This window comes from Modestobacter sp. SYSU DS0875 (assembly GCF_054050915.1).
This window is the reverse complement of sequence record NZ_JBJHAH010000002.1, coordinates 107530-133167: the sequence shown is the minus strand read 5'-3', so window position 1 is coordinate 133167 and position 25638 is coordinate 107530. Positions and strand designations below refer to the sequence as shown.

Sequence of the window (25638 nt, the reverse complement as noted above, 5' to 3'; positions counted from 1 at the left end):
CCCTAGGGCGCAGCGGCCCCGGCGGCCCGCTCGGGCGACCGCACCGCGGACCGGCGGGCCGTACTGTGGCTGGCGTGGGACGGCGGACGGCGCGTGCGCGCACCCGGCTGGCCGGTGCCCTGCTCGCCGGCACCCTGCTCGGCGGCGCGGCGCTGACCGGGTGCGGCGGCGGGTACACCCCGTCCGGGCCGTTCCGGGAGATCCCCCAGGGGCAGCCGCCGCAGGTCGGACCGCCGCGGGACAGCCCTCCCGCCCCGGTCCCCGGGCAGCCCTCCACGCCCGGCACCCAGCAGGAGGAGGCCGCCGGCGACCCGAACGTCGTGGCCACCGGGCTCGCCGTCCCCACCGGGCTGGTGGTGCTGCCCGACGGCACCGCCGTGGTCGGCGAACGGGACAGCGGCCGGCTGCTGCAGGTGTTCCCCGACCGCTCGCCGGCCCGCGAGCTGATGGTGCTGCCGGTCGACGCCACCGGCGACGGCGGGCTGCTCGGGCTGGCGCTGTCGCCCACCTTCCCCGAGGACGGGCTGCTCTACGCGTACGTCTCGACGGCCACCGACAACCGGGTGGTCCGCTTCCCGATCGGCGGCACGCCCAACCCGGTGCTCACCGGCATCCCGCGGGGCGAGGCCGGGAACGGGGGCGGTCTGGTCTTCGGCCCGGACGGCGCGCTCTACGTGGGCACCGGCGACACGGGTGACCCGGCGCTCGCCGCCGACCCCGCGTCGCTGGCCGGCAAGGTGCTCGCCGTCGACGTCTTCGGTCAGCCGGTGGGCGCCGGGCCGGTCACCTCCCGCGGCCACCGGGACGTCACCGCGCTGTGCGTCGGCGCCGACGAGCGGGTGTTCGCCACCGACGAGGCGCCCACCGGCCCCGACGCGCTGGACGCCGTGCGCCCCGACGGCGACGTCGGTCCGCAGGGCACCCGCCCGGTGCTGGAGGTGCCGGCGGCCGAGGGTGGGCTGGGCGGCTGCGCGGTCAGCGGGCCGTACGTGTTCCTCGGCGCGCTGGACGGCGAACGGGTGACCATCGTGCAGCTGGACCAGACGGGCCGGCCGGTCGAGGAGCCGGAGTCGTTCCTGGAGGGCCGCTACGGGCGGCTGCGCAGCGTCGCCGTCGACCCGGCCGGCGCGCTGTGGATCACCACCTCGAACCGGGACGGCATCGGTCAGCCCGCCGAGGACGACGACAAGGTGCTGCGGGTGACCCCGCCGTCGTCGGGAGCCAGCTCGCCGCTGTAGCCGGCCGGCTACCGCCGCGTGAAACGGTGGACGACGTGGTGCGGCGGGTCGACCGGGTTGTCCGGCGCCAGCTCACCCGCCGCGTACCACCTGGCGCCGGCCCGCTGGAGCGCCCGCCAGGACGCCGTGTTGCCCAGCACCACCGGCACCAGGACGTCCTGCGCGTCGGGGTGCTCGGCGAACCCGCGGGCGACCGCGGCGGCGATCATCGCGGCGGCCAGCCCGCGGCCGCGGGCCGCCGGCTCGCCGACCAGGTAGTCGATGCTGAGCGCGCCCGGCGGGACGGGGCAGACCGGGGACAGCTCCACGACGTACTCCGGGTAGGCGGCGAACGCGTAGAGCTGGACGAGGCCGAACGGGTCGCCGGCGTGCACCCCCAGGTGCACCTGCGTGGGCTCCGTGCCGTCGACGCAGGGACCGAAGTCCCGCTCCACGGCGTCCGGCCCCCACTCGTGGTGCCACCAGCGGGCGACCAGCGGGTCGGCGAGCCACCGGCCGAGCAGCCCGAAGTCCGCCCGCGTCAGCGGGCGCAGCTCCACGGCCGGCAGCGCCACGCGGCCACGGTAGGCCGGTCAGGAGCCGAGCACGCGCTCCTCGAGCATGCGCTTGACGGTCGGGGCGTCGGCCTTGCCGCGGGTGGCCTTCATGACCTGCCCGACGAGCGCACCCAGCGCCTGGACCTTGCCGCCGCGGACCTTCTCCACGACGTCGGGGGCACCGGCGATGGCGGCGTCGACGGCGGCGACGAGCTCGTCGGACTCCCCCATCACCGCCAGCCCCTGCGCCTCCACGACCTGCGCCGGACCGCCCTGGCCGGCGAGCACCCCGTCGAGCACCTGCCGGGCGAGCTTGTCGTTCACCGTGCCGGCGGCGACCAGCCCGGTGAGCTCGGCGACCTGGGCCGGGGTGATCGCCAGCTGGCCGAGCTCGACCCCGAGCTCGTTGGCCCGGCGGGCGAGGTCACCCAGCCACCACTTGCGGGCGTCGGCCGGGGTGGCCCCGGCGGCCACGGTCTGCTCGACCAGGCCGAGGGCGCCGGCGTTGGCCAGCCAGGTCATCTCGGTGGCCGAGACGCCCCACTCCTCCTGCAGGCGGGCCCGGCGGGCAGCGGGCAGCTCCGGCAGGGCGGCGCGCAGCCGCTCGATCCAGTCGGCGTCCGGCGCCAGCGGCACCAGGTCGGGCTCGGGGAAGTACCGGTAGTCGGTCGCCTCCTCCTTGCTGCGCCCGGGCGAGGTCGACCCGGTGTCCTCGTGGAAGTGCCGGGTCTCCTGGCGCACGGTCCCGCCGTCGTCCAGCAGGGCGGCCTGACGGCGCATCTCGTACCGGACGGCGCGCTCGACCGAGCGCAGGGAGTTGACGTTCTTGGTCTCCGTGCGGGTGCCCCACTCGAGGCTGCCGACCGGGGCGAGGGAGGTGTTCACGTCGCAGCGCAGGTTGCCCTGCTCCATGCGCACCTCGGAGACGCCGAGGGTCAGCAGGATCTCGCGCAGCTCGGTGACGTAGGCGCGGGCGACCTCGGGGGCCTTGGCGCCGGCGCCCGGGACCGGCCGGGTGACGATCTCGACCAGCGGGATGCCCGCGCGGTTGAAGTCGACCAGCGAGTGGTCGGCGCCCTGGATCCGCCCGGTGGCGCCACCGACGTGCAGGTTCTTGCCGGTGTCCTCCTCCAGGTGCACCCGCTCGATCTCCACCCGGTACGTCTGCCCGTCGACCTGCACGTCGAGGTGGCCGGCGGTGCACAGCGGCTCGTCGTACTGGCTGGTCTGGAAGCCCTTGGGGATGTCCGGGTAGAAGTAGTTCTTCCGGGCGAACCGCGACCAGTTCGCGATCCGGCAGCCCAGCGCCAGCCCGATCCGGATGGTCGCCTCGATCGCCGCGACGTTGGCCACCGGCAGCGAGCCGGGCAGCGCGAGGCAGACCGGGCAGGTCTGGGTGTTCGGCTCGGCGCCGAAGGTGGTCGAGCAGCCGCAGAACATCTTGGAGGCGGTGCCCAGCTCGACGTGGGTCTCCAGGCCGATCACCGGCTCGTAGCGGGCGACGGCGTCGTCGAACTCGACCAGCCGGTCCGACATGGTGGCGGTCACTCCTTCTCCTCCGGGTAGCTGAGCTCGCCCTGCACCCGGGTCTGCTTCGAGGTGGGCGCGGTGCGCCCGGTGAACCAGGCGCCGACCGCGGTGAGCAGGCCGAGGCCGATGAAGACGGCGAAGATCGCGCGGCCGGTGACGGCCCACAGCACGATCCCGGCGACGATCACGAAGGCGGTCAGCCCCCAGGCTGCCTTCAGCGGGCCGTTCACGCCGGGGTCCCGGCGGCCGTCGGCAGCTCGTCGAGCAGGCGGTGGCCGCGGGCGGCGTCCTGCGCGGCCTCGAGGGCGGCGGCGACCCGGTAGCAGCGGTCGTCGGCCAGCGCCGGCGCCATGACCTGCAGGCCGACGGGCAGCCCCTCGGACAGGCCGCTGGGCACCGAGATCGCCGGCAGGCCGGCCAGGCTGGCCGGCAGGGTGCACAGGTCGGCGGCGTACATCGCGATCGGGTCCTCGACCCGGGCGCCCAGCGGCCAGGCGACGGTGGGGCTGGTCGGGCTGACCAGCACGTCCACCCCGGCGAACGCGGCGGTGAACTCGCGGGCGATCAGCGAGCGGACCTTCTGCGCCTGGCCGTAGTAGGCGTCGTAGTAGCCGCTGGACAGCGCGTAGGTGCCCAGGATGATCCGCCGCTTGACCTCCGGGCCGAAGCCCTGCTCCCGGGTGAGCGCCATGACCTCGTCGAGGTCGCGGCTGCCGTCGTCGCCGACCCGCAGCCCGAACCGGACGCCCTCGTAGCGGGCCAGGTTGCTGGAGGCCTCGCTGGGGGCGATCAGGTAGTAAGCCGGGAGCGCGAGGTCGAACGACGGGCAGGAGACCTCGGTGACCTCGGCGCCCAGGCTCGCGAGCAGTTCGACCGCCTCCCGGGTGCGGGCCAGCACCCCGGGGTCGTAGCCCTCGGCGTGCCCGTCCCCGCCCAACTCGCGGACGACACCGACGCGGACACCGCGCAGGTCGCCCGCCGCACCGGCGCGCGCGGCGTCGGCCAGCCCGGACAGCGGGCTGTCGATGCTGGTCGAGTCGCGCGGGTCGTGGCCACCGATGACCTCGTGCATCAGGGCGGCGTCCAGGACCGTGCGGGCCATCGGCCCGGCCTGGTCGAGGCTGGAGGAGAACGCGATCAGGCCGTAGCGGGAGACCGAGCCGTAGGTGGGCTTGTGCCCGACCAGGCCGGTGAGCGCAGCCGGCTGGCGGATCGAGCCACCCGTGTCGGTGCCGATGGCCCAGGGCGCCAGGGAGCCGGCGACGGCGGCGCTGGACCCACCGGAGGAGCCGCCCGGGACCCTGTCGCGGTCCCACGGGTTGCGGCTGACGCCGTAGGCCGAGTTCTCGGTGGAGGAGCCCATGGCGAACTCGTCCATGTTGGTCTTGCCGAGCAGCACGGTGCCGGCCTCGGCGAGCCGGGTGGCGATGGTCGCGCTGTAGGGCGGCCGCCAGCCCTCGAGGATCCTCGAGGCGCTGGTCGTGGGCACCCCCTCGGTGACGACCAGGTCCTTCAGCGCCACCGGGACACCGGCCAGCGGGCCCAGCTCGGCGCCGGCGGCACGCGCCTCGTCGACGACGGTGGCGGCGGCCAGCGCGGCGTCGCCGTCGACGTGCAGGTAGGCGCCGAGGGCGCCGTCCTCGGCGGCGATCCGGTCGAGGTGGGCACGGGTGACCTCGGCGGCGCTGACCTCACCGGCGGTGAGCCGGCGGGACAGCTCCGCGACGTCCAGCGCGGTGAGCGCGCCCTGCGATGCTCCTGCGGCTGCCATCACGCGCTCTCCCCCAGGATGCGCGGCACGCGGAAGCGGTCGTCCTCGGCGGCGGGCGCGGCGGCCAGCACGGCCTCGCGGGGCAGGCTCGGGGTGACCTCGTCGGCGCGCAGCACGTTGGTCAGCGGCACGGCGTGGGTCATCGGTGGGACGTCGCCGACGGCGGCCTCGCCGACGCGGGCGACCGCTGCGAGCACCTGGTCGAGCTGGCCGGCGAACCGGTCGAGCTCGTCGTCGGTCACCGCCAACCGGGCCAGGCGCGCCAGGTGCGCGACGTCGTCCCGCGAGATGCTGCTCATGCTCTGTTGCGACCCCACTCCGTCAGCCGGCCGGGCCCGCTGGGGCCCACGTCCACGACCCCGCCACTGTACGTGGGAGGCGACGGGCGCCCGTGCGAGCCGGGCTTGGAGCCCGGGCCCTCCATGCGGGAGGCTGCACCTGCCCGCGATCGACGGAGATCGGCCCGCACCCGGACGGCACCGGAGGATCGACGTGTCCTACCTCTTGCGGCTGGTCGTGCCCGACCGGCCCGGCATCCTCGGCGCGGTGGCCACCGCACTGGGCGAGGCCGGCATCGACATCGTCTCGGTCGACGTCCTGGAACGCGGCAACGGTGTGGCCGTCGACGACATCGTGGTCGAGCTCCCGCCCGACCGGGTGGCCGACAGCCTGATCACCGCGGCGACCGCGGTCGACGGGGTGCAGGTGGAGTCGCTGCGCCCGTTCGCCGGGCCGCTGGACACCCATCGGGAGCTGAACCTGCTGGAGGCGCTCGCACCGGCCGGCGAGGGCACGGCGAAGACGCTGGCCGCGGAGCTGCCGCGGGTCTTCCGCAGCGGCTGGGCGGTGGTGCTCACCGGCTCGGCGGGGGACGTGCAGGTGCTGGCGGCATCGGACGCCGCACCCTCGCTGGACGGGGTCTCGATGCCCTGGCTGCCGCTGACCGGGCCGCTGCTGCTGCCCAGCGAGGCGGAGTGGGTGCCGAGCCGCTGGCAGGAGCTGGCGGTCGAGATGATGGCCGCCCCGCTGGACGGCGGTCAGGCGGTGCTGCTCGGCCGGTCCGGCGGGCCGGCGTTCCGGCGCTCGGAGCTGCTGCGGCTGGCACACCTCACCGGCCTCGCCGCGACCGTCGCCCGGATGCCCCCGGCCTGACGCGAGATCCCTAGGCCTGGTCGGTGCCCTCGCCGATGGTGGCGACCTCGCGGGCCGCGTCCGGGCCCTGCTCGAGCAGCACCTGGAACCCGTCGTCGTCCAGGATCGGCGCCTTCACCTGCACGGCCTTGTCGTACTTGCTGCCCGGGTCGGCGCCGACCACGACGAACCCCGTCTTCTTCGACACCGACCCGGTGACCTTGCCGCCGCGCTGCTGGATCGCGGCGATCGCCTGGTCGCGGCTGTGGTCGCGCAGCGACCCGGTGACGACGACGGTGACCCCGGTGAGCGGACCGGGGCCGGCGTCCTCCCCCTCGTCGGCCATCCGGACCCCGGCCCGGCGCCACTTCTCCACCACCTCGCGGTGCCAGTCGACGGCGAACCAGTCGCGGACCGCGGCGGCGATGGTCGGGCCGACGCCCTCGGCGGCGGCCAGCTCGTCCTCACCGGCGGCCATCAGCCGGTCGATCGAGCGGAACTCCCGGGCCAGCGCCTGTGCGGCGGTGGGCCCGACGTGCCGGATGGAGAGGGCGACGAGCACCCGCCAGAGCGGGACGTCCTTGCGGGTCTGCAGGTTGGCCAGCAGCTTCTGACCGTTGGCCGAGAGGGTGCCGTCCTTCTTGGTGAAGAAGTCGGTGCGGCACAGCGCCTCCTCGTCGAGGAAGAAGACGTCGCCCTCGTCGGTCAGCAGGTGTGACTCCAGCAGCGCGACCGCCGCCTCGTAGCCGAGCACCTCGATGTCGAAGGCGCCGCGGCCGGCGACGTGGAAGACCCGTTCCCGCAGCTGGGCGGGGCAGGAGCGGGAGTTCGGACAGCGGATGTCGGCGTCGCCCTCCTTCTCCGGCCGCAGCTCGGTGCCGCACTCGGGGCAGTGGGTGGGCATGACGAACGCCCGCTCGTCGCCGGTGCGCGCCGCGACGACGGGGCCGAGCACCTCGGGGATGACGTCGCCGGCCTTGCGGATGACGACGGTGTCGCCGATCAGCACGCCCTTGCGCTGCACCTCGCTGGCGTTGTGCAGGGTGGCCAGCTGGACGGTGGAGCCGGCGACCTTGACCGGCTCCATGTAGGCGAACGGCGTGACCCGCCCGGTGCGGCCGACGTTGACCCGGATGTCCAGGAGCGTCGTGGTGGCCTCCTCCGGCGGGTACTTGAAGGCGATCGCCCAGCGGGGGGCGCGGCTGGTCGAGCCGAGCCGCCGCTGCAGGGCCACCTGGTCGACCTTGACGACGACGCCGTCGATCTCGTGCTCGACCGAGTGCCGCTGGTCGCGGTAACGCTCGATGTAACCCCAGACGGCCTCGAGGTCGTCGACGACCTCGTACCGTCCGCTGGTGGGCAGGCCGAGCTCACGCAGCCGGGCGTAGGCCTCGGACTGCCGCGCGGGCTGCCAGCCGTCGTGCGCACCGATGCCGTGCACGATCAGCTGCAGCGGGCGGGATGCGGTGACCTTCGGGTCCTTCTGGCGCAGCGAGCCGGCCGCGGCGTTGCGCGGGTTGGCGAAGGGGGGCTTGCCCTGCTCGACCATCGCGGCGTTGAGGTCGGCGAAGGCGGCGACCGGGAAGTAGATCTCCCCGCGGACCTCGAGCCGGTCGGGCAGGTCGTCACCGCTCAGCTGCGGCGGGACGTCGCGCATGGTGCGCACGTTGGCGGTGACGTCCTCACCGGTGGTGCCGTCACCGCGGGTGGCCGCCCGCACCAGCCGGCCCTTCTCGTAGAGCAGCGCGACGGCCAGGCCGTCGATCTTGAGCTCGCAGAGCCAGCTGACACCGGCGCCCGCGTCGCGCTCGACGCGGGCGGCCCAGGCCGACAGCTCGTCGGAGGAGAAGGCGTTGTCCAGGCTCTGCATCCGCTCCAGGTGCTGGACCGGGGCGAAGGTGGCGGCGAAGCCGCCGTTGACCTTCTGGCTCGGCGAGTCGGGGGTGACCAGCGCCGGGTGGGCCGCCTCGATGGCCTTCAGCTCGGCGAGGCGCTCGTCGTACTGGCCGTCGCTGACCAGCGGAGCGTCCTGCACGTAGTAGGCGAAGGCGTACCGGTCGAGCTCCTCGGACAGGTCGCGGTGCCGGGTGCGGACCTCGTCGGGGACCTCGGTGAGGTCCGCCCGGTCGACGGCGGCCTCGACCGCGGGCTGGTCGCGCCCGTCCACCGCGTCCTGCTCCACCCCTGCCTCGGTGCTCACGCAGGAAACCGTAACCGGCGGGTCCGACGGGACACGGCGGTCGCCGCCGCGTCACCCGCGCGGGTGCGCGCGGTCGCCGGTGGTGCCCGCAGCCGCCCGGCCCTGCCAAGGCAGCGAGCAGCGGGCAGGGGCAGCGGGCGATCGTCGACGTCAGGTGAGCCGGGGTCCGATGAGGATCTCGGTGCCGTCGGGCCGGGAGGTGCGCCATCGCCCGTCGGGTTGTCGTTCGACCCGGAATCCGTGGTGGACCTTGGTGTGGTGCCGTTCGCACAACAGTGCGGAGTTGGTCAGTGACGTCTCGCCGCCGTGGAGCCAGTGGATCAGATGATGGACGTCGCACCACCAGGTCGGGGCGCCACAGCCGGCGAACACGCAGGACTTGTCGCGGCGCTCCACCGCCTTGCGCAACCCCGGGGTGACCACCCGGTGGTCCCGGCCCAGGTCCAGCGGCACCCCGTCAGGGCCCATCACGATCCGGGAGATGCTCCCGTCACAGGCCAGGTACCGGGCGCGGGCGGCAGAGATCATCGCCCCGAACCCGAGCTGTGCCACACCCGGGCCAACGGTGTCGTCGACCAGGTCCTCCAGGTCGATCCCCACCACCACGTGCGGCTTCACCGTCCGCAGCGTCGGCAGGTTCCCCGACGCCAGCTGGTTGTCGCACACCTGCACGAACGCGTCGGCCTGCTGCTGGGCGCGGGTCCGCTCATCGCCCCTGGGGCGGTCGGCCTGCAGGATCGACTCGATCGCCGCCTGCACCTTCTCCCCACCCACCGCGTCCAGACCGAACCGCCCGGTCACCGAACCATCGGCGTGCTTGGCGATCGTCAGCCGCCGGCCCTCGGTCGGGTCGGGCTCGGGACCGTCGGGGTCCAGCGCGGCCTCGAACAGCCGCACCGCGGCCTTCAACGACTCATGCGGCGCACCGGCGGCGATCACCGCCCAGGTCTGATCGAACTCCGCAAGGTCGATGCCCTGCTCCTGGGCCTGCGCCACCTCACCGGGGCCGACCTCCTCCGCCACCACGTTCACCTGCGCCGCGGTCACCGACCCCGCGGCGAACCCCGCCGCCAGCGCCGGGAAGGACTCCAGCGCACGCCCGGCCCGCACGATCCGCGACGCCTGGGCCGGGGCCAACCGCACGTGTCCGATCATCCACGACCGCATCGACTTCAGCCCGTCGTGCTCCGCGGCCTGCGTGAGCTCGGCGTGCCGAACCGTGCGGGTCAGCTCCGCGTCCAACCGGTTCCGCGCCGCCACCAGCAGCGCCGTCCGGTCCAACACTTGACCGTCGGACAGCCCGTGCAGCCCCTCCCCAGCCAACGCAGCCAACGCCGCATCCAGCTCACTCAGGCCCTCGGCCCGCAGCTCCGCGACCACATTCGGCGCAACGGCGTCCAGCGTCGCCGAACGGCTCACGGACACCTCCCACCAATCCGAACGTGTGTTCGAAGCCTACCGGCAACCGACAACATCGACCAGCCGAATGTCCAGGTCAAAGGCCCGTCCACAGATGCGACGAGGACCTTGACGACAGCCGGGCGAACCGTTCACCAGTGGGCCACCATGGACCCGTGGACGAGCAGTTGACCCGGGCGCTGGCCCCCGTGCTCGCCGACCTGGTCGCGACCGGCGTCCCCCTGCCGCGCATCGAGGCGAGCGACTGGACGGGTGACCCCGGCCGCGCCGGCGCCATGCTGTGGCGCGCCGACGGCAGCGGCCAGGGGGTGGCTGTCACCCTCGGGCAGCCGCTGGACGAGCAGGTGGTCGAGGTGGCCGACCGGGTGCAGGAGTGGGCCATCGAGGCGCTGTGGGGCTCTCGGCCGACGAACTGGCCACCCTGCCCGCGGCACCCGACCACGCACCCGCTCACCCCAACACTGCAGGACGGCGAGGCGGTGTGGGCCTGCCCGCGCGACACCGGCGTGGTGTCACCGGTCGGCGGGCTCGGCTGAGCCGAGCCCGCTCACTCGGGCAGCAGGTACTTCGCCGCCTCCCGGACGTGTTCCATCGCCGTCCGGGCGTAGGCCGGGCTGGCCCCGGCCAGGCCGCAGGCCGGTGTCAGGGCCACCGCCTCGTGCAGGTGCTCGACCGGGAAACCCAGCTCCCGCCACCACGACTGCACCCGGCTGGCGGTCACCTTCGGTGCAGCCAGGGTCGCGTCGGTCCCCGGCACGACACCGACCAGCAGGTGGGTGCCCGCCTCGACCGCGGTGCCGATGTCGTCGAGGTCCTGCACCATGCCGAGGTCGAAGGAGACGGCGGCGGCCCCGGCGGCGCGGAAGAGCTCCAGCGGCGCCCGGTTGGCGCAGCAGTGCACGACCACGGGTGCCGCGATGCGGCCCACCACGTCGGCGAGCTCCTCCTCGACCACCTGCGCCTCGACGGCGGGCAGCTTGCCGAATCCGCTCACCGTGGGCAGCCCACCCTGCAGCACCGCGGGCACCGAGGGCTCGTCGAGCTGGACGACGACCCGGGCGCCGGGCACCCGCCCGACCACCGCGGCGACGTGGGCGGCGACGCCCTCGGCCAGCGACTGGGCCAGGTCGCGCCGGGCGCCGGCGTCGACGACGGCCCGGTCACCCCGCGTGCGCTCCAGCCCGGCGGCCAGCGTCCACGGGCCGGTGACCTGCACCTTGAACGGGCCGGTATAGCGGTCGGCGACCTCGTGCAGGGCGTCGAGGTCGCGGGCCAGGAGCTCCTGCGCGCGGCGCTGGTCGGCGCCGGGGCGCGGGACGAGCCGCCAGCCGGCCGGGACCAGGTCGACGGCGAGGTCGACCAGCAGGCCGGCGGAACGGCCGATCATGTCGGCCCCGGCGCCCCGACCGGGCAGCTCGGGCAGGTGCGGGAAGTCCGGCAGCTCACCGAGCACCACCCGCATCGCCTCCACCGGGTCGGTGCCGGGCAGCGACCCGACCCCGGAGGCAGGCCCCCACGGGAAGGGACCAGCCGTCAGGCCGTCCTGGCCCGGCACGGCCGGGCCGGAGGTGCTGCTGTCGTCCGGGGAGTCACTCGGCGAGGCCACGGCGCCGACGGTAGCCCGCCCCTCCCGGGCACCCGCCGACCGCCGTCGTCACTGCGCGCGGCGGACGGCTGCCTGGCCGAGCACCCGGTCACCCCGCACCGGGTCCGGCTCGTACAGCACCGCGGACTGACCCGGCGCGACGCCGCGCTGCGGGCGGCCCAGCTCGATCTGCAGGCCGCCGTCGCCGGCCGCGGTGACCGTGCACGGCACCGGGGTGCCGTGCGCGCGCAGCTGCACCTCCGCGGTGAACGGCACCACGGGCGCGGGTCCGGTCCACGTCGGCGCCCCGGTGCGCACCTCGCCGACCTCGGCCTGCTCGGCGGTGCCGACGGTCACCGTGCGGCTCACCGGCTCGATGCCCAGCACGTAGCGCGGCCGCTGGTCGCCGGTGCTGATCCCGAGCCCGCGCCGCTGACCGACGGTGAAGCCGTAGGCGCCGGCGTGGGTGCCGACGGTCTCCCCCGTCAGCGCGTCGACCACCGGCCCGGGCTGCTCGCCCAGCCGGCGGGCGAGGAAGCCGCGGGTGTCACCGTCGGCGATGAAGCAGATGTCGTGCGAGTCGGGCTTGGCGGCCACCGCGTACCCACGCTCGGCGGCGAGCTCGCGCACGCGCTCCTTGGTCATGCCCCCGAGCGGGAAGGCGGCACCGGCCAGCTGCGCGGGCGTCAGCACGCCCAGCACGTAGGACTGGTCCTTCGCCGCGTCGACCGAGCGGCGCAGCTCGCCGTCGGTCAGCCGGGCGTGGTGGCCGGTGACGACGGCGTCGAAGCCGAGCGCCTGCGCCCGGTCCAGCACCGCGGAGAACTTGATCTTCTCGTTGCAGCGCAGGCAGGGGTTGGGCGTGCGACCGGCGGCGTACTCGGCGACGAAGTCCTCGACGACGTCCTCCCGGAACCGCTCGGCCAGGTCCCACACGTAGAACGGGATGCCGAGCTCGTCGGCCACCCGCCGGGCGTCGTGCGCGTCCTCGACGCTGCAGCACCCCCGCGACCCGCTCCGCAGCTGCTGGCGGTCCGGGGAGAGCGCCAGGTGCACGCCGGTGACGTCGTGCCCGGCCTCCACCGCCAGCGCGGCGGCGACCGCCGAGTCCACTCCCCCGCTCATCGCGGCGATGACCCGCACGGTCAGGACCGCCCGGTGCCGGCCCGGCGCGCCCGCTCGACGACCGGCGCGATGACCTCGAGGACGGCGTCGACGTCGCCGTCGGTGGAGGTGTGGCCGAGGCTGAACCGCAGCGAGCTGCGCGCCCGGGCGGCGTCCGCCCCGGTGGCGAGCAGCACGTGGCTGGGGCGCGCGACGCCGGCGCTGCACGCCGACCCGGTCGAGCACTCGATGCCGCGCGCGTCGAGCAGCATCAGCAGCGCGTCGCCCTCCGCGCCCGGGAAGGACAGGTGCGCGTTGCCGGGCAGCCGGCCCGGGCCACCGGCCACGACGTCGTCCAGCGCCGGGCCGTTGAGCTGGGCGTCGGGCACCTGGGCGACGACGCCGGTCACCAGCCGGTCGCGCAGCGCCGCGATCCGCGTGCCCCGCTCTTCCCGGTCGGCGACGGCCAGCTGCGTCGCGGTGGCCAGCCCGACGATGGCGGCGACGTCGAGGGTGCCCGACCGCACGTCGCGCTCCTGGCCCCCGCCGTGCAGCAGCGGGGTGCACTCGGCGTCCCGGCGCAGCAGCAGTGCGCCGGCGCCCATCGGCCCGCCGAGCTTGTGCCCGGTCATGGTCAGCGCGTCGACGCCGCTGGCGGTGAAGTCCACGGCCAGCTGGCCGACGGCCTGGACGGCGTCGGTGTGCAGGGGGACGCCGACGGCGTGCGCGACCTCGGCCAGCGCGGCGACGTCGCTGACCGCGCCGATCTCGTTGTTGGCCCACATGACGCTGACCAGCGCCACGTCGGTGCCCTCGCCGAGGGCGTCGGCCAGCGCCCCGGGGGTGATCCGGCCGCTGGGCTCGACCGGCAGCCAGGTGACCTCGGCGCCGTCGTGCTTCTCCAGCCACTCCACGCTGTCCAGGACGGCGTGGTGCTCGGCCGGGCTGGCCACGATCCGGCGCCGCCGGTCGTCGGTGCCCCGCCGGGCCCAGTACAGGCCCTTGACCGCGAGGTTGTCGCCCTCGGTGCCACCGGCGGTGAACAGCACCTCCGAGGGGCGGGCGCCCAGGGCGGCGGCGAGCTGCTCGCGCGCCTGCTCGGCCACCCGCCGGGCCTCGCGCCCGCTGGCGTGCAGCGACGAGGCGTTGCCGACCCGGCCCAGCTGTGCCGCCATCGCCTCGACGGCGGCCGGCACCATCGGGGTGGTGGCCGCGTGGTCCAGGTAGGTCATGGCTGGTCCTGGTAGGTCATGGCACCGGCAAGCGTAGGCGCCGGGGAACGGGCCCCGTCGCCGGGCGCCCGGCTGGTGGAAAGCGGATGCCTCGCACGCTCGTCGGGCACCGACCCCAGGTCGGTGCCCGACGAGCGAGAGGCATGCTGGAACGACTACTTGCGGGCGGCGATCTGCTCGGTGGCGGCCGGGACGACGGTGTTCAGGTCGCCGACCACACCGAAGTCGGCCAGCTCGAAGATCGGCGCCTCGGGGTCCTTGTTGACCGCGACGATCGTCTTCGAGGTCTGCATCCCCGCGCGGTGCTGGATCGCCCCGGAGATCCCGACCGCGATGTAGAGCTGCGGGGAGACGGTCTTGCCGGTCTGCCCGACCTGGAAGGTGTGCGGGTAGAAGCCGGAGTCGACCGCCGCGCGCGAGGCGCCGACGGCGCCGCCGAGGGCGTCGGCGAGCCCCTCGATGACGGCGAAGTTCTCCGCGCTGGCCACACCGCGGCCACCGGAGACGACGACCGACGCCTCGGTGAGCTCGGGGCGGCTGCTCTTCTGCTCCACCACCCGGTCGACCACGCGGGTCTGCCGGGCCTGCTCGGTGATCGAGACCGCCACGGACTCCTCGGCGCCGGCCGCGGGGGCGGGCTCGGCGGTGACCGAGTTCCCGCGCAGGGTGTAGATCGGCGTGCCGACCGTGACCTTCGAGTGCACGATCGTCGCCCCGGCGAAGGCCACCTGGGTGGCGGTGCCGTCGGGGGCGATCTCGGTGACGTCGGTGAGGAAGCCGCTGCCGGTCTTGAGAGCCAGCCGGCCGGCGATCTCCTTGCCCTCCGACGAGGACGGGATGACGACCGCCGCCGGCTGCTTGTCGGCGACCAACTGCGCCAGCACCTCGGCCTTGGGGGCGACCAGGTAGGCGTCGACGTCGTCGGACTCCGCGACGTAGACCTTCGCCGCGCCGTACTCGGCCAGCTGCTCGCGCACCGATGCGGCGGCGCCGGGGGCGCCGAGCACGACCGCCGAGGGCTCACCGAGGGCGCGGGCCGCGGTCAGCGCCTCCAGCGTCGTCTTGCGCGCGCCACCGCCGGCCGGGTCCAGCTCGGCCAGGACCAGTACCTCTGCCATGTTCTGCTGCTCCTCTTCCTCGAGGTCCGGCTCAGACGATCTTCTGCTCGGCGAGGAAGCCGACCAGCTTCTCGGCGCCGTCGCCGTCGTCGGTCACCTTCACGCCCTCGCCCTTGGGCGGGCGGCCGGCGAAGTCGACGACGGCGCTGGTGGCGGTGGCCAGACCGACCGTCGCCGGGTCGATGCCCAGGTCGGCGAGGGTCAGCGTCTCCACCGGCTTCTTCTTGGCCGCCATGATCCCCTTGAACGAGGGGTACCGGGGCTCGTTGATCGTGTCCCAGGTGGAGACGATCGCCGGCAGCTGGGCCTCCAGCTCCCAGTAGCCGCCGTCGGTCTGCCGCTCGACCCGGGCCGTCGCGCCCTCCACGGTGAGCTTGCGGGCGCCGGACAGCTGCGGGATGCCCAGCCGCTCGGACAGCAGCGCGGGCATGACCGAGACCTGTCCGTCGGTCGACGCGGCACCGCAGAGCACCAGGTCGTACGACAGCCGGGAGAGCGCGGCGGCGAGCACGGCGCTGGTCTGCGGGGCGCAGGCGCCGTGGATCGCGGGGTCGCTGACGTGCACCGCCTTGTCCGCGCCCATCGACAGCGCCTTGCGGATCGCGTCGGTGGCGGTGTCCGGGCCGACGGTCAGCACGGTCACCTCGCCGCCGTGCGCCTCCTTGAGGGTCAGCGCCTCCTCGATGGCGTACTCGTCCATCTCGTTGATGACGTTGTCGGCGGCGGCCCGGGCGACGGTGTTGTCCGCCGGGTCCAGCTTCCGTTCGCTGCCGGAGTCGGGGACCTGCTTGACCAGAACGACGATGTCCATCGTCAGACGACCTCCGCGGTGCTTCGTCGGGGCGCGGGCGGGGCCCGCCTCGCGCCGATCATCGAGGTTACTCATCGGTAACGACGCCGGTACGGGTGGTCCCCGTCACGTGGGAGGGTGCCACTCCCCCGTCGCGGTGAAGTGCTCGAGCGTCCAGGTGCACGGCGCCAGGTCCAGCCCCTGGCCCGCCACCCAGGCATCGGAGTGGTAGGTGTCGGCGTAGCGCTCGCCGCCGTCGCACAGCAGCGTCACGACGCTGCCGGTGCGGCCCGCGGCGAGCATCTCCGCGACCAGCCCGAAGGCGCCCCACAGGTTGGTGCCGGTCGAGCCGCCGGCCCGCCGCCCGGTGACCCGCTGGAGGTGCCGCATCGCCGCGAGCGACGCCTCGTCCGGGACGCACACCATCCGGTCGACGATCGTCGGCACGAACGACGGCTCCACCCGCGGGCGGCCGATCCCCTCGATCCGCGACCCGCGCGCGGTGGCAGCCGGGTCGCCGTCGCGCCAGCCGGCGAAGAAGGCCGACCCCTCGGGGTCGACGACGGCCAGCCGGGTGGGCAGCCGGCGGTAGCGCAGGTACCGGCCGATCGTGGCGCTCGTGCCCCCGGTCCCCGCCCCGACGACCACCCACTCCGGCACCGGGTGGCGCTCCCGGGCCAGCTGGTCGAACACCGACTCGGCGATGTTGTTGTTGCCGCGCCAGTCGGTCGCCCGCTCGGCGTTGGTGAACTGGTCCAGGTAGTGGCCGTCGCACTCCGCGGCGATCCGGCGCGCCTCGTCGTACACGCTGCCGGCGTCGGCGACCAGGTGGCACCGGCCGCCGTGGAACTCGATGAGCGCGATCTTCTCCGGGCTGGTGGCCGCCGGCATGACCGCGACGAAGGGCAGCCCGAGCATCCGCGCGAAGTAGGCCTCGCTGACCGCGGTCGACCCGCTGGAGGCCTCCACGACCGTGCTGCCCTCGTGCAGCTGGCCGGAGCACAGCGCGTAGAGGAACAGCGAGCGGGCCAGCCGGTGCTTGAGGCTGCCGGTGGGGTGGGTCGACTCGTCCTTGAGGTAGAGGTCGATCCCCCACTCCGGCGGCAGCGGGAACACCAGCAGGTGGGTGTCGGCGCTGCGGTGCGCGTCGGCCTCGACCAGCGCGACCGCGCGCTCGGCCCAGGCCCGACCGGCGCGGTCGGAGCGGTCGACGTCAGCGGCGGGGCCCGGTGCGGTCACCCGGGCATGATCCCGCACCTCCGCCGTCCGGCTCAGCCCTCCAGGAGGCCGGGCAGCCAGGCCAGCTCCCACCGGGTGCCCTCGGGGTCGGCGACGTAGCCGCTGTAGCCGCCCCAGTCCCGCGCCACCGGCGGGGCCACCGTGGCGGCCCCGGCGGCCAGCGCGGCGGCGAACGCCACGTCGACCTCCGCGCGGGTGGCCACGTTGACCGCCAGGGTCACCCCGTTCCAGCCGCCCGGCTCCGGCAGCGCCGCGTCGGGGGCGGCCTCGGCGCGCAGCCGCGCCAGCGGGTACAGGGCCAGCCGCACGCCGCCGAGGTCGAACTGGGCGAAGGCGTCGCTGCCGCCGTCCCGCTCCTGCCAGCCCCAGGCGGCGTAGAAGGCGCGCAGCCGGCCCACGTCGCGGGCGCCGAGGGTGATGAACGACAGTCGCTGCGGAACGGTCACCGGCCGGTGAAGGTGGCCTTGCCCGGCCCCCGCTCCAGGAACGAGCGCATCCCCGCCGCCTGGTCCTCGGTGTCGAACAGCTCGGCGAACAGCCGGCTCTCCAGCTGCAGGCCGGCGGCCAGCGACCCGTCCAGCCCCTCGTCGATCGCCCGCTTCGCCGCTGCCAACGCCAGCGGCGGGCCGGCGGCGAACTTGCGGGCCATCGCCACGGCGGTGGCGTACACGTCCTCGTCCGGGACGACGGCGTCGGCCAGCCCCATCTCCAGCGCCTCCTCGGCACCCACGTGCCGGCCGGTGAAGACCAGGTCCTTGGCCTTGGCCGGGCCGACCAGCCGGGCCAGCCGCTGCGTGCCGCCGGCACCGGGGATGACGCCCAGCAGGATCTCCGGCTGCCCCACCTTCGCCCCGTGGCCCATCACCCGGAAGTCCGCGCACAGCGCCAGCTCGTACCCGCCGCCCAGCGCGTAGCCGGTGATCGCGGCGATGACCGGCTTGGGGATCCGGGCCACCTCGGTGAAGGACGCGGTCAGCTCGCGCCCCCAGGCGACCATGCTCGCGCCGGCCAGCCCCGCCATCGACCGCACGTCGGCGCCGGCGGCGAACACCCGCTCCCCGCCGTAGAGGACGACGGCGCGCACGTCCTCCCGTGACCCGGCCTCCAGCGCGGCGGCGCGGACCTCCCGGTGGACCTGCTCGTCGATCGCGTTCATCTTCGGCCGGTCCAGCCGGATCGTGCCGACCGGACCGTCGACCTGCAGGGTCACGAACTCCGGCTCGCTCATGCCCGCACCTTACGACCGGCCCCCTCGCAGGGGCCCGCCGCGAGCGTGCGAGCGGTGGGGGGCGAGGGGGTCCTTCAGGCGCGGCGGGCGGCGAACCGGCCGCGGTCCAGCTGCACGTCGAGCCCGACGCCGAAGGCCTCCGACAGCAGCGGCGCGGTGAGCACCTCGGCCATCGGGCCGGCGGCGACCACCTCCCCGGCGCGCAGCAGCAGCGCGTGGGTGTACCCGGGCGGGATCTCCTCGACGTGGTGGGTGACCAGCACCTGGGCCGGCGCGTAGTGGTCGCGGGCCAGGCCGGTGAGCCGGGTGACCAGGTCCTCCCGGCCGCCCAGGTCCAGCCCCGCGCCGGGCTCGTCGAGCAGCAGCAGCTCGGGGTCGGTCATCAGCGCGCGGGCGATCTGGGTGCGCTTGCGCTCACCCTCGCTGAGGGTGCCGAAGGGCCGGTGCGCCATCGGGGCGATGCCCCACTGCTGCATGAGCATCGCCGCCCGGGTGAGGTCGTGGACGTCGTAGCGCTCGCGCCACCGGCCCATGACCGCGTAGCCGGCGCTCACGACGACGTCACCGACCCGCTCGCTCGGGGAGATCCGCTGGGCGAGCGCGGCGCTGGTGAGCCCGATCCGCGGCCGGAGCTCGAAGACGTCGACGGCGCCCAGGGTCTCCCCCAGCACCTGCACCTCGCCGCGGGTCGGGTGCATCTGCGCACCCGCCAGCTGCAGCAGCGTGGTCTTCCCCGCCCCGTTGGGCCCCAGCAGCACCCAGCGCTCGTCGGCCCGGACGGTCCAGTCGACCCCGCGCAACAGGTGCGCCTGGCCCCGGACGACGTCCACACCCCGGATCTCGACGACGGCCTCGTTCTCCACGGAGGCCATCCAACCAACCCGCCGGGCGTCGCGACGGACGGGGCGTGGCCGTGTCGGGCACCATGCTCGGGGTGAGCGCTTCGACGGGGGCACGGTGGTCCGGCGGCACGGCGGAGGTGTGGCCGGGGCGGCCGGCCCCCCTCGGAGCGCACTGGGACGGCACCGGCACCAACTTCGCCCTGTGGTCGGCCGGCGCGTCGGCGGTCGACCTGTGCCTGTTCGACGCCGACGGCACCGAGCACCGCCAACGGCTGCAGGAGACCACCCACCAGGTGTGGCACGGGCGGCTGCCCGGCGTCGGCCCCGGGCAGCGGTACGGCTACCGGGTGCACGGGCCGCACGACCCGGCGTCCGGCGCCCGGTACAACCCGGCCAAGCTGCTGCTGGACCCCTACACCCGGGCGGTCGACGGCGAGCTCGTCCTCGACGACGCGCTGTTCGGGCACGACCGGCACGACCCGAACCTCGCCGACCCCCGGGACTCCGCGCCGTACGTGCCGCGGGGCGTGGTCATCCACGACTCCTTCCCGTGGGACGGCGACACCCGGCTGGACACGCCCTGGTCGGACACGGTCATCTACGAGGTGCACGTGAAGGGCGCGACCCAGCTGCACCCCGACGTGCCCCCGGCACTGCGCGGCACCTACGCGGGCCTGGCACACCCGGCCTTCGTCGAGCACCTGGTCTCCCTGGGCGTCACCGCGGTCGAGCTGCTGCCGGTGCACCACTTCGTCAGCGAGCCGCACCTGCTGCGGCGCGGGCTGACCAACCACTGGGGCTACAACACGCTGGGCTACTTCGCCCCGCACGCGGCCTACAGCTCGGCAGGCTCCCGCGGCGGTCAGGTGACCGAGTTCAAGGCCATGGTCAAGGCGCTGCACGCCGCGGGCATCGAGGTGCTCCTCGACGTCGTCTACAACCACACCGCCGAGGGCGACCACACCGGCCCGACCCTGTCGTTCAAGGGCATCGACAACGGTGGCTACTACCGGCTGGGCGGTGAGGACCCGTCCCGCTACACCGACTACACCGGCTGCGGGAACACCCTCGACGTCCGCCGCCCGGCCGTGCTCGGCCTGCTGATGGACTCGCTGCGCTACTGGGTCACCGAGATGCACGTCGACGGGTTCCGGTTCGACCTCGCCTCCGCGCTGGCCCGCTCGATGCACGACGTCGACCGGCTGTCGGCGTTCTTCGACGTGGTCCACCAGGACCCGGTGGTCAGCACGGTCAAGCTGATCGCCGAGCCCTGGGACGTCGGGGAGGGCGGCTACCAGGTGGGCAACTTCCCGCCACCGTGGACGGAGTGGAACGGCAAGTACCGCGACACCGTGCGCGACGTGTGGTCCGGGGCCCGGGTGGGGGTGCGCGACCTGGCCTACCGGCTCACCGGCTCCTCCGACCTGTACCGCTCCGACGGCCGCCGCCCGTTCGCCTCGGTCAACTTCGTCACCGCCCACGACGGCTTCACCATGGCCGACCTGGTCACCTACGAGACCAAGTGCAACGAGGCCAACGGCGAGGAGAACCGGGACGGCGAGAGCCACAACCGCAACTGGAACTGCGGCGTCGAGGGCCCCACCGACGACCCGTCGGTCACCGAGCTGCGGGCCCGCCAGGTGCGCAACCACCTGGCGACCCTGCTGCTGTCGACCGGCGTGCCGATGCTGACCGCCGGCGACGAGCTGGGCCGCACCCAGCGCGGGAACAACAACGCCTACTGCCAGGACAACGAGGTCTCCTGGCTCGACTGGGGGGCGATCGACGCCGATCTGTGGTCGTTCGTCGCGCACGCCGTCGGGCTGCGGCGGGCGCACCCGGCGCTGCGCCAGGAGGCCTTCTTCGAGGGCGCCGAGGTGGCCGGCACCGGCGGCACCCGGGACCTGGCCTGGTTCTCCCCCACCGGAGAGCAGCTCACCAGCGGTGACTGGTTCGACACCGACCTGCAGACCGTGGGCATGTACCTCGACGGCCGCGGCCTGCGGCACCGCGACCAACGCGGGCGGCCGGTGGTCGACGACTCGTGGCTGATCTGGCTGCACGCCGGCGCCGACCCGGTCGACGTCGTCCTGCCGGGTGCACCCTGGAGCGACGGCTACGAGCTGGTGCTGGCGACCGAGTACCCGACCGGTCAGCCACCCCGGCCGACGGCGGTGGCCCCGGGCCCGGTGCAGCTGCCCGGCCGGTCGGTGTGGGCCCTGCGGGTGCTGCGCCCGCCGCAGCCGGCGGCGGCGCACGCCGGCTGACCGTCAGCCCTCAGCCGGCCGGGTAGCTGGTCACCAGCCCGGCCAGGTCCCTCCCGTCGACCAGCACCCGTTCGGTCGGCAGCGCCTCGGCGGCCGGCACCCGGTCCCGGTCCACCGCCAGGACGAGGCGGTAGGGGGCGAAGTCGTCTGTGCAGCCGTCCCCGGGGACGTGCCGGCGTTCCTCGAGGTGCACCTCGCCATCGGCCACCGAGACGTCACCGAGCCAGCCAGGGCAGACGCCCGACTGGCCGCCGGAGAACACGACGAGCACCTGCTCGGCGAGGTCGACGTCCTCGAGCGCCCCGTAGCGACCGGGCTCGCGAGGTTCACCGTCGGCCGATGGCAGACCGGAGGGGACGACCGCATCCCAGGCCGCCGCGGCCGTCGCCTCGTCGTAGGCGACCTCCAGCACGGCGTAGTACCCGCCGCCGACGTCCTCCGAGCCCAGAGACGGGCTCCGGCCGTCCGCCTTGACCAGCGTGGTCACGCCGTCCGCGGTGGGTCCGGAGCAGGCCCCGACGCAGGACACCGCCAGCAGCGCCGCGAGGGTCCGCCGCCGCACTGCCACAACGGTCCTACTCGGCGGCCTGCTCGAAGGTGATGACCGTCCAGCCCAGCAGCAGGCGGTCGCCGTCGGCCAGGACGTGCGGGACCCCCGGCTCGAGCTGCGTCCACTCGGTCGCCTCGGGGCCGGCGACGTGGGTGCCGTTGAGCGAGCCCAGGTCGATCAGCGACACCTCGCGGCCGGAGCGCTGGATGGCGGCGTGCGCGGAGGACAGCACGTTCTGCGTGTCGGCGATCGGCACCGGGCGCGCCGATCCGCTGGTGACCAGGTCGTGTCCGTCGGGACGGCGCCCGAGCACCAGGTCCTCGTCGACGGTGACGACCATGCCGTCGTCGAAGCGGAGCACCGGGGCCGCCGGGGGCTCCGGACGCCAGAAGGCGGTCTGCTCACCCGACGGGGCGGCCGCCGCGGAGGCGGCCCGCCCGGCGCCGCTGAAACCCCCGTCGGTGCTCGCGGTGAAGGGCGACTCGCTGGGCAGCCCGGCAGACCGCGGCACGGCGACCGCGGGCGGCACGGCGGCGGCCAGCTGCAGCAGCGCACCGGAGCCGGGAACGGTGCCCTCGACGAGGTCGAGCGCGACCCCCGGCGGCATGGCCGCGGCCTGCTGCCCGGGGCCGACGTACAGCGTCTGCCCGAGGGCGAAGCCCGAGGCCAGGGTGCACCCGTCGGCGGCCGAGCCGGAGACCGGCACCCCGTCGACGGCCGGCTGACCCTTCCCCGACCAGAGCGCGGCGCCGGAGCCGGCGCCGTCGGTGGTGTCGGCGAGGACCAGGGCGAAGGAGACGGGGCCGTCGGAGAGCCGGTTCACCTGTCCGGCGACGGCCGCGAGCACACGGTCGGCGCCGGGGCCGCTGACGCCGAGACAGGCGTGCAGCGCGGCGACCAGCGCCGGTGAGCCGGGGGCGTCGACCCACAGCAGGCCGCCGCCGCGGCGGGCGACGACAGAGTCTCCGGGGAGCACCTCACAGCGGTCGGGCATGGAGGCCACCCTAACGACGGACCCGCACATCCGACCGCCCGCCACCGCGTGCCGCGCCGTGATCTCGGCCCGTTCTGCCCGGCACGTACCAACGGTCACATCCTCACCACCGAGACCGCCACGTTCCGCTACGGCACGATGACTGTGAGCAGTCAGCCGTGAGCCCGCTGCCGAGGCCCTGCCCCGAGCAGGTGACGTAAGGGAACGGCCCCGGCCCCGCTCAGCGGCTCACCCCGAGCTGGCGAGGGGTGACGCGAGCGGGTCCTTCCTCAGGCGTTGACCACGACCCCCAGCTCGGCCGGCGTGGCCAGCAGCTCCGAGTGCGGCAGCACCCGGACCGTGTAGCCGAAGGCGCCGGTGCGCTCCAGCGGCACGGTTCCGGCGAACCAGTGCCGCGAACCCTCCGCACCGTCGTGCCGCAGCTCCAGCGTGGTGACCTCGTGCAGCCCGTCGGCGTCGTCCACCCGCCCGTAGGCCGCCTCCACCAGCACGTCGGACGGGGTGAGCCCCGGCAGCTCGACCTCGGCCCGCAGGTCGATGCCCCCGCCGATCTCCGGGGTCTCCCCCACGCCGGTCGCCTCCACGTGGGCCACCCGCACCCCGGGCCAGTGCTCCAGCATCCGGGCCCGCCAGGCCGCCTCGGCGCGGGCCGGCGCGTAGCCCTCGGCGGCCATCGCACGGGCGGCGCCGGCCGCCGGAACGTAGAGCCGCTGCACGTAGTCCCGCACCATCCGGGTGGCGAGCACCTTCGGGCCGGTCTCCCGCAGCGTGTCGCGGACCATCTCCACCCAGCGGCCCGGGATGCCCTCGCCGTCGACCTCGTAGAAGCGCGGCAGGACCTGCCGGTCGAGGAGGTCGTAGATGGCCTGCGCCTCGACGTCGTCCCGCCGCTCCGGGTCCTCGACACCGTCGGCGGTCGGGATCGCCCAGCCGTTCTGGCCGTCGAACCACTCGTCCCACCACCCGTCGCGGATGGAGAGGTTGAGCCCGCCGTTGAGCGCGGACTTCATCCCCGACGTGCCGCAGGCCTCCAGCGGCCGCAACGGGTTGTTCAGCCAGACGTCGCAACCCCAGTACAGGTGACGGGCCATGCCGATGTCGTAGTTGGGCAGGAAGGCGATCCGGTGCCGGATGTCCGGGTCGTCGGCGAACTTCACCATCTGCTGGATCAGCTGCTTGCCACCGTCGTCGGCCGGGTGGCTCTTGCCGGCGATGACCAGCTGGACCGGCCGCTCGTCGTCCATCAGCAGCGCCTTGAGCCGACCGGGGTCGCGCAGCATGAGCGTCAGCCGCTTGTACGAGGGCACCCGGCGGGCGAAGCCGATGGTCAGCACGTCGGGGTCGAACACGGTCTCCGTCCAGTCCAGCTCGGCCTCCGCCGCACCGCGGGACCGCGCGGTGGCCCGCACCCGGCGGCGCACCTCCTCGACCAGCCGGCTCCGCAGCAGCCGGCGCGTGTTCCAGAGCTCGGCGGCGGGGATGCGGTCGACGCCGTCGAAGTGCACGTCGCCGTCGACCTCGAGCGGATCCCCCTGGCTGGTGGTCTGGGTGCCGAGCTCCAGCAGCTCGCGAGCGGTCCAGGTCGGGGCGTGCACCCCGTTGGTGATCGACCCGATCGGGACGTCGTCGGGGTCGAAGCCCGGCCACAGCGGCCCGAACATGTCCCGGCTGACGTGGCCGTGCAGCTGGCTGACCCCGTTGGCCCGCTGCCCCAGCCGCAGCCCCATGTGGGCCATGTTGAACTTGCTCGGGTCATCCTCGGCGCCCAGCGGCAGCAGCTGGTCGACCGGGACGCCGAACCCGGCGAAGTACCGCTCGATGAGCGCCTTGGGGAAGCGGTCGATCCCCGCGGGCACCGGGGTGTGGGTGGTGAAGACCGTGCCGCCGCGCACCGCCTGCAGCGCCTCGGCGAAGGACAGGCCGTGGGACTCGGTGAGCTCGCGGATCCGCTCGACGCCCTGGAAGCCGGCGTGCCCCTCGTTGGCGTGGAACACCTCCGGCGGCGGGGTGCCGGTGAGCGAGCAGAAGGCGCGCAGCGCCCGGACACCACCGATGCCCAGCAGCATCTCCTGCCGCAGCCGGTGGTCCTCGCCGCCGCCGTAGAGCCGGTCGGTGACCCCGCGCTCGGCCGGGCTGTTCTCCTCGATGTCGCTGTCGAGCAGCAGCAGCGACACCCGGCCGACCTGGGCGCGGTAGACGTGCGCGTACAGCGTGCGCCCCTCGGGCAGCGGCACGGCGACCACCACCGCGTTGCGGTCGGCGTCCCGGAGCAGCTTCAGCGGCAGGCCGTGCGGGTCCAGCGCCGGGTAGTGCTCCAGCTGCCAGCCGTCGGCGGACAGGCCCTGGGAGAAGTACCCGGACCGGTAGAGCAGCCCGACGCCGATCAGCGGGACGCCGAGGTCGGAGGCGGCCTTGAGGTGGTCACCGGCGAGGATGCCCAGGCCACCGGAGTACTGCGGCAGCACCTCGGTGATGCCGAACTCGGCGGAGAAGTAGGCGATCGTCGCCGGTGCGTCCTCACCCAGCGACTGGTACCAGTGTGGGGCGTCGAGGTACTCGCGGAGGTCGTCGGCGACGGTCTGCAACCGCTGCAGGAACGCCGGGTCGGCGGCCAGCGTGGCCAGCCGCTCGGCGGACACCTCACCGAGGACCTTCACCGGGTCGCCGCCACAGCTCTCCCACAGCTCGGGGTCCAGCGCCTCGAACAGGTCACGGGTCTCCGGGTGCCAGGACCAGCGCAGGTTCGTCACCAGCTGGGACAGCGGGAGGAGCGCCTCGGGCAGCGAGGCTCGGACGGTCAGTCGACGAAGGGCTCGCACGGGTTCGACAGTAGCGGCGGCGGCAGCTCCGCACCGGGTCGAGCG

Annotated in this window: 23 protein-coding genes; 4 read left to right on the top strand and 19 right to left on the bottom strand. The window is 74.6% G+C overall.

Features of this window, described 5'->3' with window-relative positions; translation table 11 throughout:
• Positions 1 to 74 precede the first annotated feature (74 nt).
• Positions 75 to 1238 carry a PQQ-dependent sugar dehydrogenase gene (locus ACI79Y_RS01680; protein WP_457156824.1) on the top strand — a complete coding sequence of 388 codons (1164 nt, stop codon included), beginning with the start codon at positions 75 to 77 and terminating at the stop codon, positions 1236 to 1238.
• An 8-nt stretch (positions 1239 to 1246) separates the two neighbouring features.
• Here ACI79Y_RS01680 and ACI79Y_RS01675 read toward each other — a convergent pair whose 3' ends face one another.
• Genes ACI79Y_RS01675 through gatC form a run of 5 tightly spaced genes read right to left on the bottom strand, consistent with a single transcriptional unit; the run spans position 1247 to position 5374 of the window.
• Positions 1247 to 1792 (bottom strand): GNAT family N-acetyltransferase, encoded by a 546-nt coding sequence (locus tag ACI79Y_RS01675; RefSeq protein ID WP_457156823.1) that lies wholly within the window; start codon positions 1790 to 1792, stop codon positions 1247 to 1249.
• A gap of 18 nt (positions 1793 to 1810) precedes the next feature.
• Positions 1811 to 3322 carry an Asp-tRNA(Asn)/Glu-tRNA(Gln) amidotransferase subunit GatB gene (gene gatB, locus ACI79Y_RS01670; RefSeq protein ID WP_457156822.1) on the bottom strand — a complete coding sequence of 504 codons (1512 nt, stop codon included), beginning with the start codon at positions 3320 to 3322 and terminating at the stop codon, positions 1811 to 1813.
• Positions 3319 to 3534 (bottom strand): hypothetical protein, encoded by a 216-nt coding sequence (locus ACI79Y_RS01665; protein ID WP_457156821.1) that lies wholly within the window; start codon positions 3532 to 3534, stop codon positions 3319 to 3321. Before ACI79Y_RS01665 ends, gatB begins: the two co-directional genes overlap by 4 nt.
• Positions 3531 to 5075 carry an Asp-tRNA(Asn)/Glu-tRNA(Gln) amidotransferase subunit GatA gene (gatA, locus tag ACI79Y_RS01660; protein WP_457156820.1) on the bottom strand — a complete coding sequence of 515 codons (1545 nt, stop codon included), beginning with the start codon at positions 5073 to 5075 and terminating at the stop codon, positions 3531 to 3533. The genes ACI79Y_RS01665 and gatA overlap by 4 nt, the downstream gene beginning before the upstream one ends.
• Complete coding sequence (gene gatC, locus ACI79Y_RS01655; RefSeq protein ID WP_457156819.1) at positions 5075 to 5374, bottom strand: Asp-tRNA(Asn)/Glu-tRNA(Gln) amidotransferase subunit GatC; 300 nt, start codon at positions 5372 to 5374, stop codon at positions 5075 to 5077. Before gatC ends, gatA begins: the two co-directional genes overlap by 1 nt.
• Before the next feature lie 193 nt (positions 5375 to 5567).
• Here gatC and ACI79Y_RS01650 point away from each other — a divergent pair, with 193 nt between their 5' ends.
• On the top strand, positions 5568 to 6227 hold the full coding sequence (locus ACI79Y_RS01650) for an ACT domain-containing protein (protein WP_457156818.1): 660 nt from the start codon (positions 5568 to 5570) through the stop codon (positions 6225 to 6227).
• Between the two features lie 10 nt (positions 6228 to 6237).
• Here the strand turns inward: ACI79Y_RS01650 and ligA are convergent, their stop codons facing one another.
• Both ligA and ACI79Y_RS01640 read right to left on the bottom strand, forming a co-directional pair.
• Complete coding sequence (gene ligA, locus ACI79Y_RS01645) at positions 6238 to 8406, bottom strand: NAD-dependent DNA ligase LigA (protein ID WP_457156817.1); 2169 nt, start codon at positions 8404 to 8406, stop codon at positions 6238 to 6240.
• Positions 8407 to 8556: 150 nt separating this feature from the next.
• Positions 8557 to 9825: a DUF222 domain-containing protein gene (locus tag ACI79Y_RS01640; protein ID WP_457156816.1), complete on the bottom strand. Its 1269-nt coding sequence runs from the start codon at positions 9823 to 9825 to the stop codon at positions 8557 to 8559.
• 155 nt (positions 9826 to 9980) lie between these two features.
• Here ACI79Y_RS01640 and ACI79Y_RS01635 point away from each other — a divergent pair, with 155 nt between their 5' ends.
• Positions 9981 to 10361: a hypothetical protein gene (locus tag ACI79Y_RS01635; protein ID WP_457156815.1), complete on the top strand. Its 381-nt coding sequence runs from the start codon at positions 9981 to 9983 to the stop codon at positions 10359 to 10361.
• A gap of 11 nt (positions 10362 to 10372) precedes the next feature.
• Here ACI79Y_RS01635 and ACI79Y_RS01630 read toward each other — a convergent pair whose 3' ends face one another.
• From ACI79Y_RS01630 to ACI79Y_RS01590, 9 genes are all read right to left on the bottom strand, one after another.
• Positions 10373 to 11431: a methionine synthase gene (locus tag ACI79Y_RS01630; protein ID WP_457156814.1), complete on the bottom strand. Its 1059-nt coding sequence runs from the start codon at positions 11429 to 11431 to the stop codon at positions 10373 to 10375.
• Positions 11432 to 11479: 48 nt separating this feature from the next.
• A complete protein-coding gene (mnmA, locus tag ACI79Y_RS01625) occupies positions 11480 to 12553 on the bottom strand; it encodes a tRNA 2-thiouridine(34) synthase MnmA (RefSeq protein WP_457156813.1) in 1074 nt (357 codons plus the stop codon).
• A 2-nt stretch (positions 12554 to 12555) separates the two neighbouring features.
• The gene (locus tag ACI79Y_RS01620; RefSeq protein WP_457156812.1) at positions 12556 to 13746 is read right to left on the bottom strand and encodes a cysteine desulfurase family protein; all 1191 of its coding nucleotides are present in this window, start codon (positions 13744 to 13746) and stop codon (positions 12556 to 12558) included.
• Positions 13747 to 13901: 155 nt separating this feature from the next.
• On the bottom strand, positions 13902 to 14864 hold the full coding sequence (locus ACI79Y_RS01615) for an electron transfer flavoprotein subunit alpha/FixB family protein (RefSeq protein ID WP_457156811.1): 963 nt from the start codon (positions 14862 to 14864) through the stop codon (positions 13902 to 13904).
• A gap of 31 nt (positions 14865 to 14895) precedes the next feature.
• Complete coding sequence (locus ACI79Y_RS01610) at positions 14896 to 15675, bottom strand: electron transfer flavoprotein subunit beta/FixA family protein (RefSeq protein WP_457156810.1); 780 nt, start codon at positions 15673 to 15675, stop codon at positions 14896 to 14898.
• 105 nt (positions 15676 to 15780) lie between these two features.
• Positions 15781 to 16893, bottom strand: coding sequence for an L-cysteine desulfhydrase Cds1 (gene cds1 / locus ACI79Y_RS01605; protein WP_457156809.1), 1113 nt, complete (start codon positions 16891 to 16893; stop codon positions 15781 to 15783).
• Between the two features lie 32 nt (positions 16894 to 16925).
• The gene (locus tag ACI79Y_RS01600) at positions 16926 to 17339 is read right to left on the bottom strand and encodes a VOC family protein (protein ID WP_457156808.1); all 414 of its coding nucleotides are present in this window, start codon (positions 17337 to 17339) and stop codon (positions 16926 to 16928) included.
• Positions 17336 to 18121, bottom strand: a complete 786-nt coding sequence (locus ACI79Y_RS01595) for an enoyl-CoA hydratase/isomerase family protein (protein ID WP_457156807.1) — start codon at positions 18119 to 18121, stop codon at positions 17336 to 17338. Before ACI79Y_RS01595 ends, ACI79Y_RS01600 begins: the two co-directional genes overlap by 4 nt.
• 74 nt (positions 18122 to 18195) lie before the next feature.
• Positions 18196 to 18993: an ABC transporter ATP-binding protein gene (locus ACI79Y_RS01590; protein WP_457156806.1), complete on the bottom strand. Its 798-nt coding sequence runs from the start codon at positions 18991 to 18993 to the stop codon at positions 18196 to 18198.
• Positions 18994 to 19055: 62 nt separating this feature from the next.
• Between ACI79Y_RS01590 and glgX the strand changes: the two genes are divergently transcribed.
• Positions 19056 to 21230, top strand: a complete 2175-nt coding sequence (glgX, locus tag ACI79Y_RS01585) for a glycogen debranching protein GlgX (protein WP_457156805.1) — start codon at positions 19056 to 19058, stop codon at positions 21228 to 21230.
• A gap of 10 nt (positions 21231 to 21240) precedes the next feature.
• Here the strand turns inward: glgX and ACI79Y_RS01580 are convergent, their stop codons facing one another.
• The 3 genes from ACI79Y_RS01580 to glgP all read right to left on the bottom strand — a co-directional run bounded on the left by ACI79Y_RS01580 (position 21241) and on the right by glgP (position 25593).
• The gene (locus ACI79Y_RS01580) at positions 21241 to 21792 is read right to left on the bottom strand and encodes a hypothetical protein (RefSeq protein WP_457156804.1); all 552 of its coding nucleotides are present in this window, start codon (positions 21790 to 21792) and stop codon (positions 21241 to 21243) included.
• Positions 21793 to 21805: 13 nt separating this feature from the next.
• On the bottom strand, positions 21806 to 22774 hold the full coding sequence (locus ACI79Y_RS01575; RefSeq protein ID WP_457156803.1) for an FHA domain-containing protein: 969 nt from the start codon (positions 22772 to 22774) through the stop codon (positions 21806 to 21808).
• A 269-nt stretch (positions 22775 to 23043) separates the two neighbouring features.
• On the bottom strand, positions 23044 to 25593 hold the full coding sequence (gene glgP / locus ACI79Y_RS01570; protein ID WP_457156802.1) for an alpha-glucan family phosphorylase: 2550 nt from the start codon (positions 25591 to 25593) through the stop codon (positions 23044 to 23046).
• Positions 25594 to 25638: the final 45 nt, after the last annotated feature.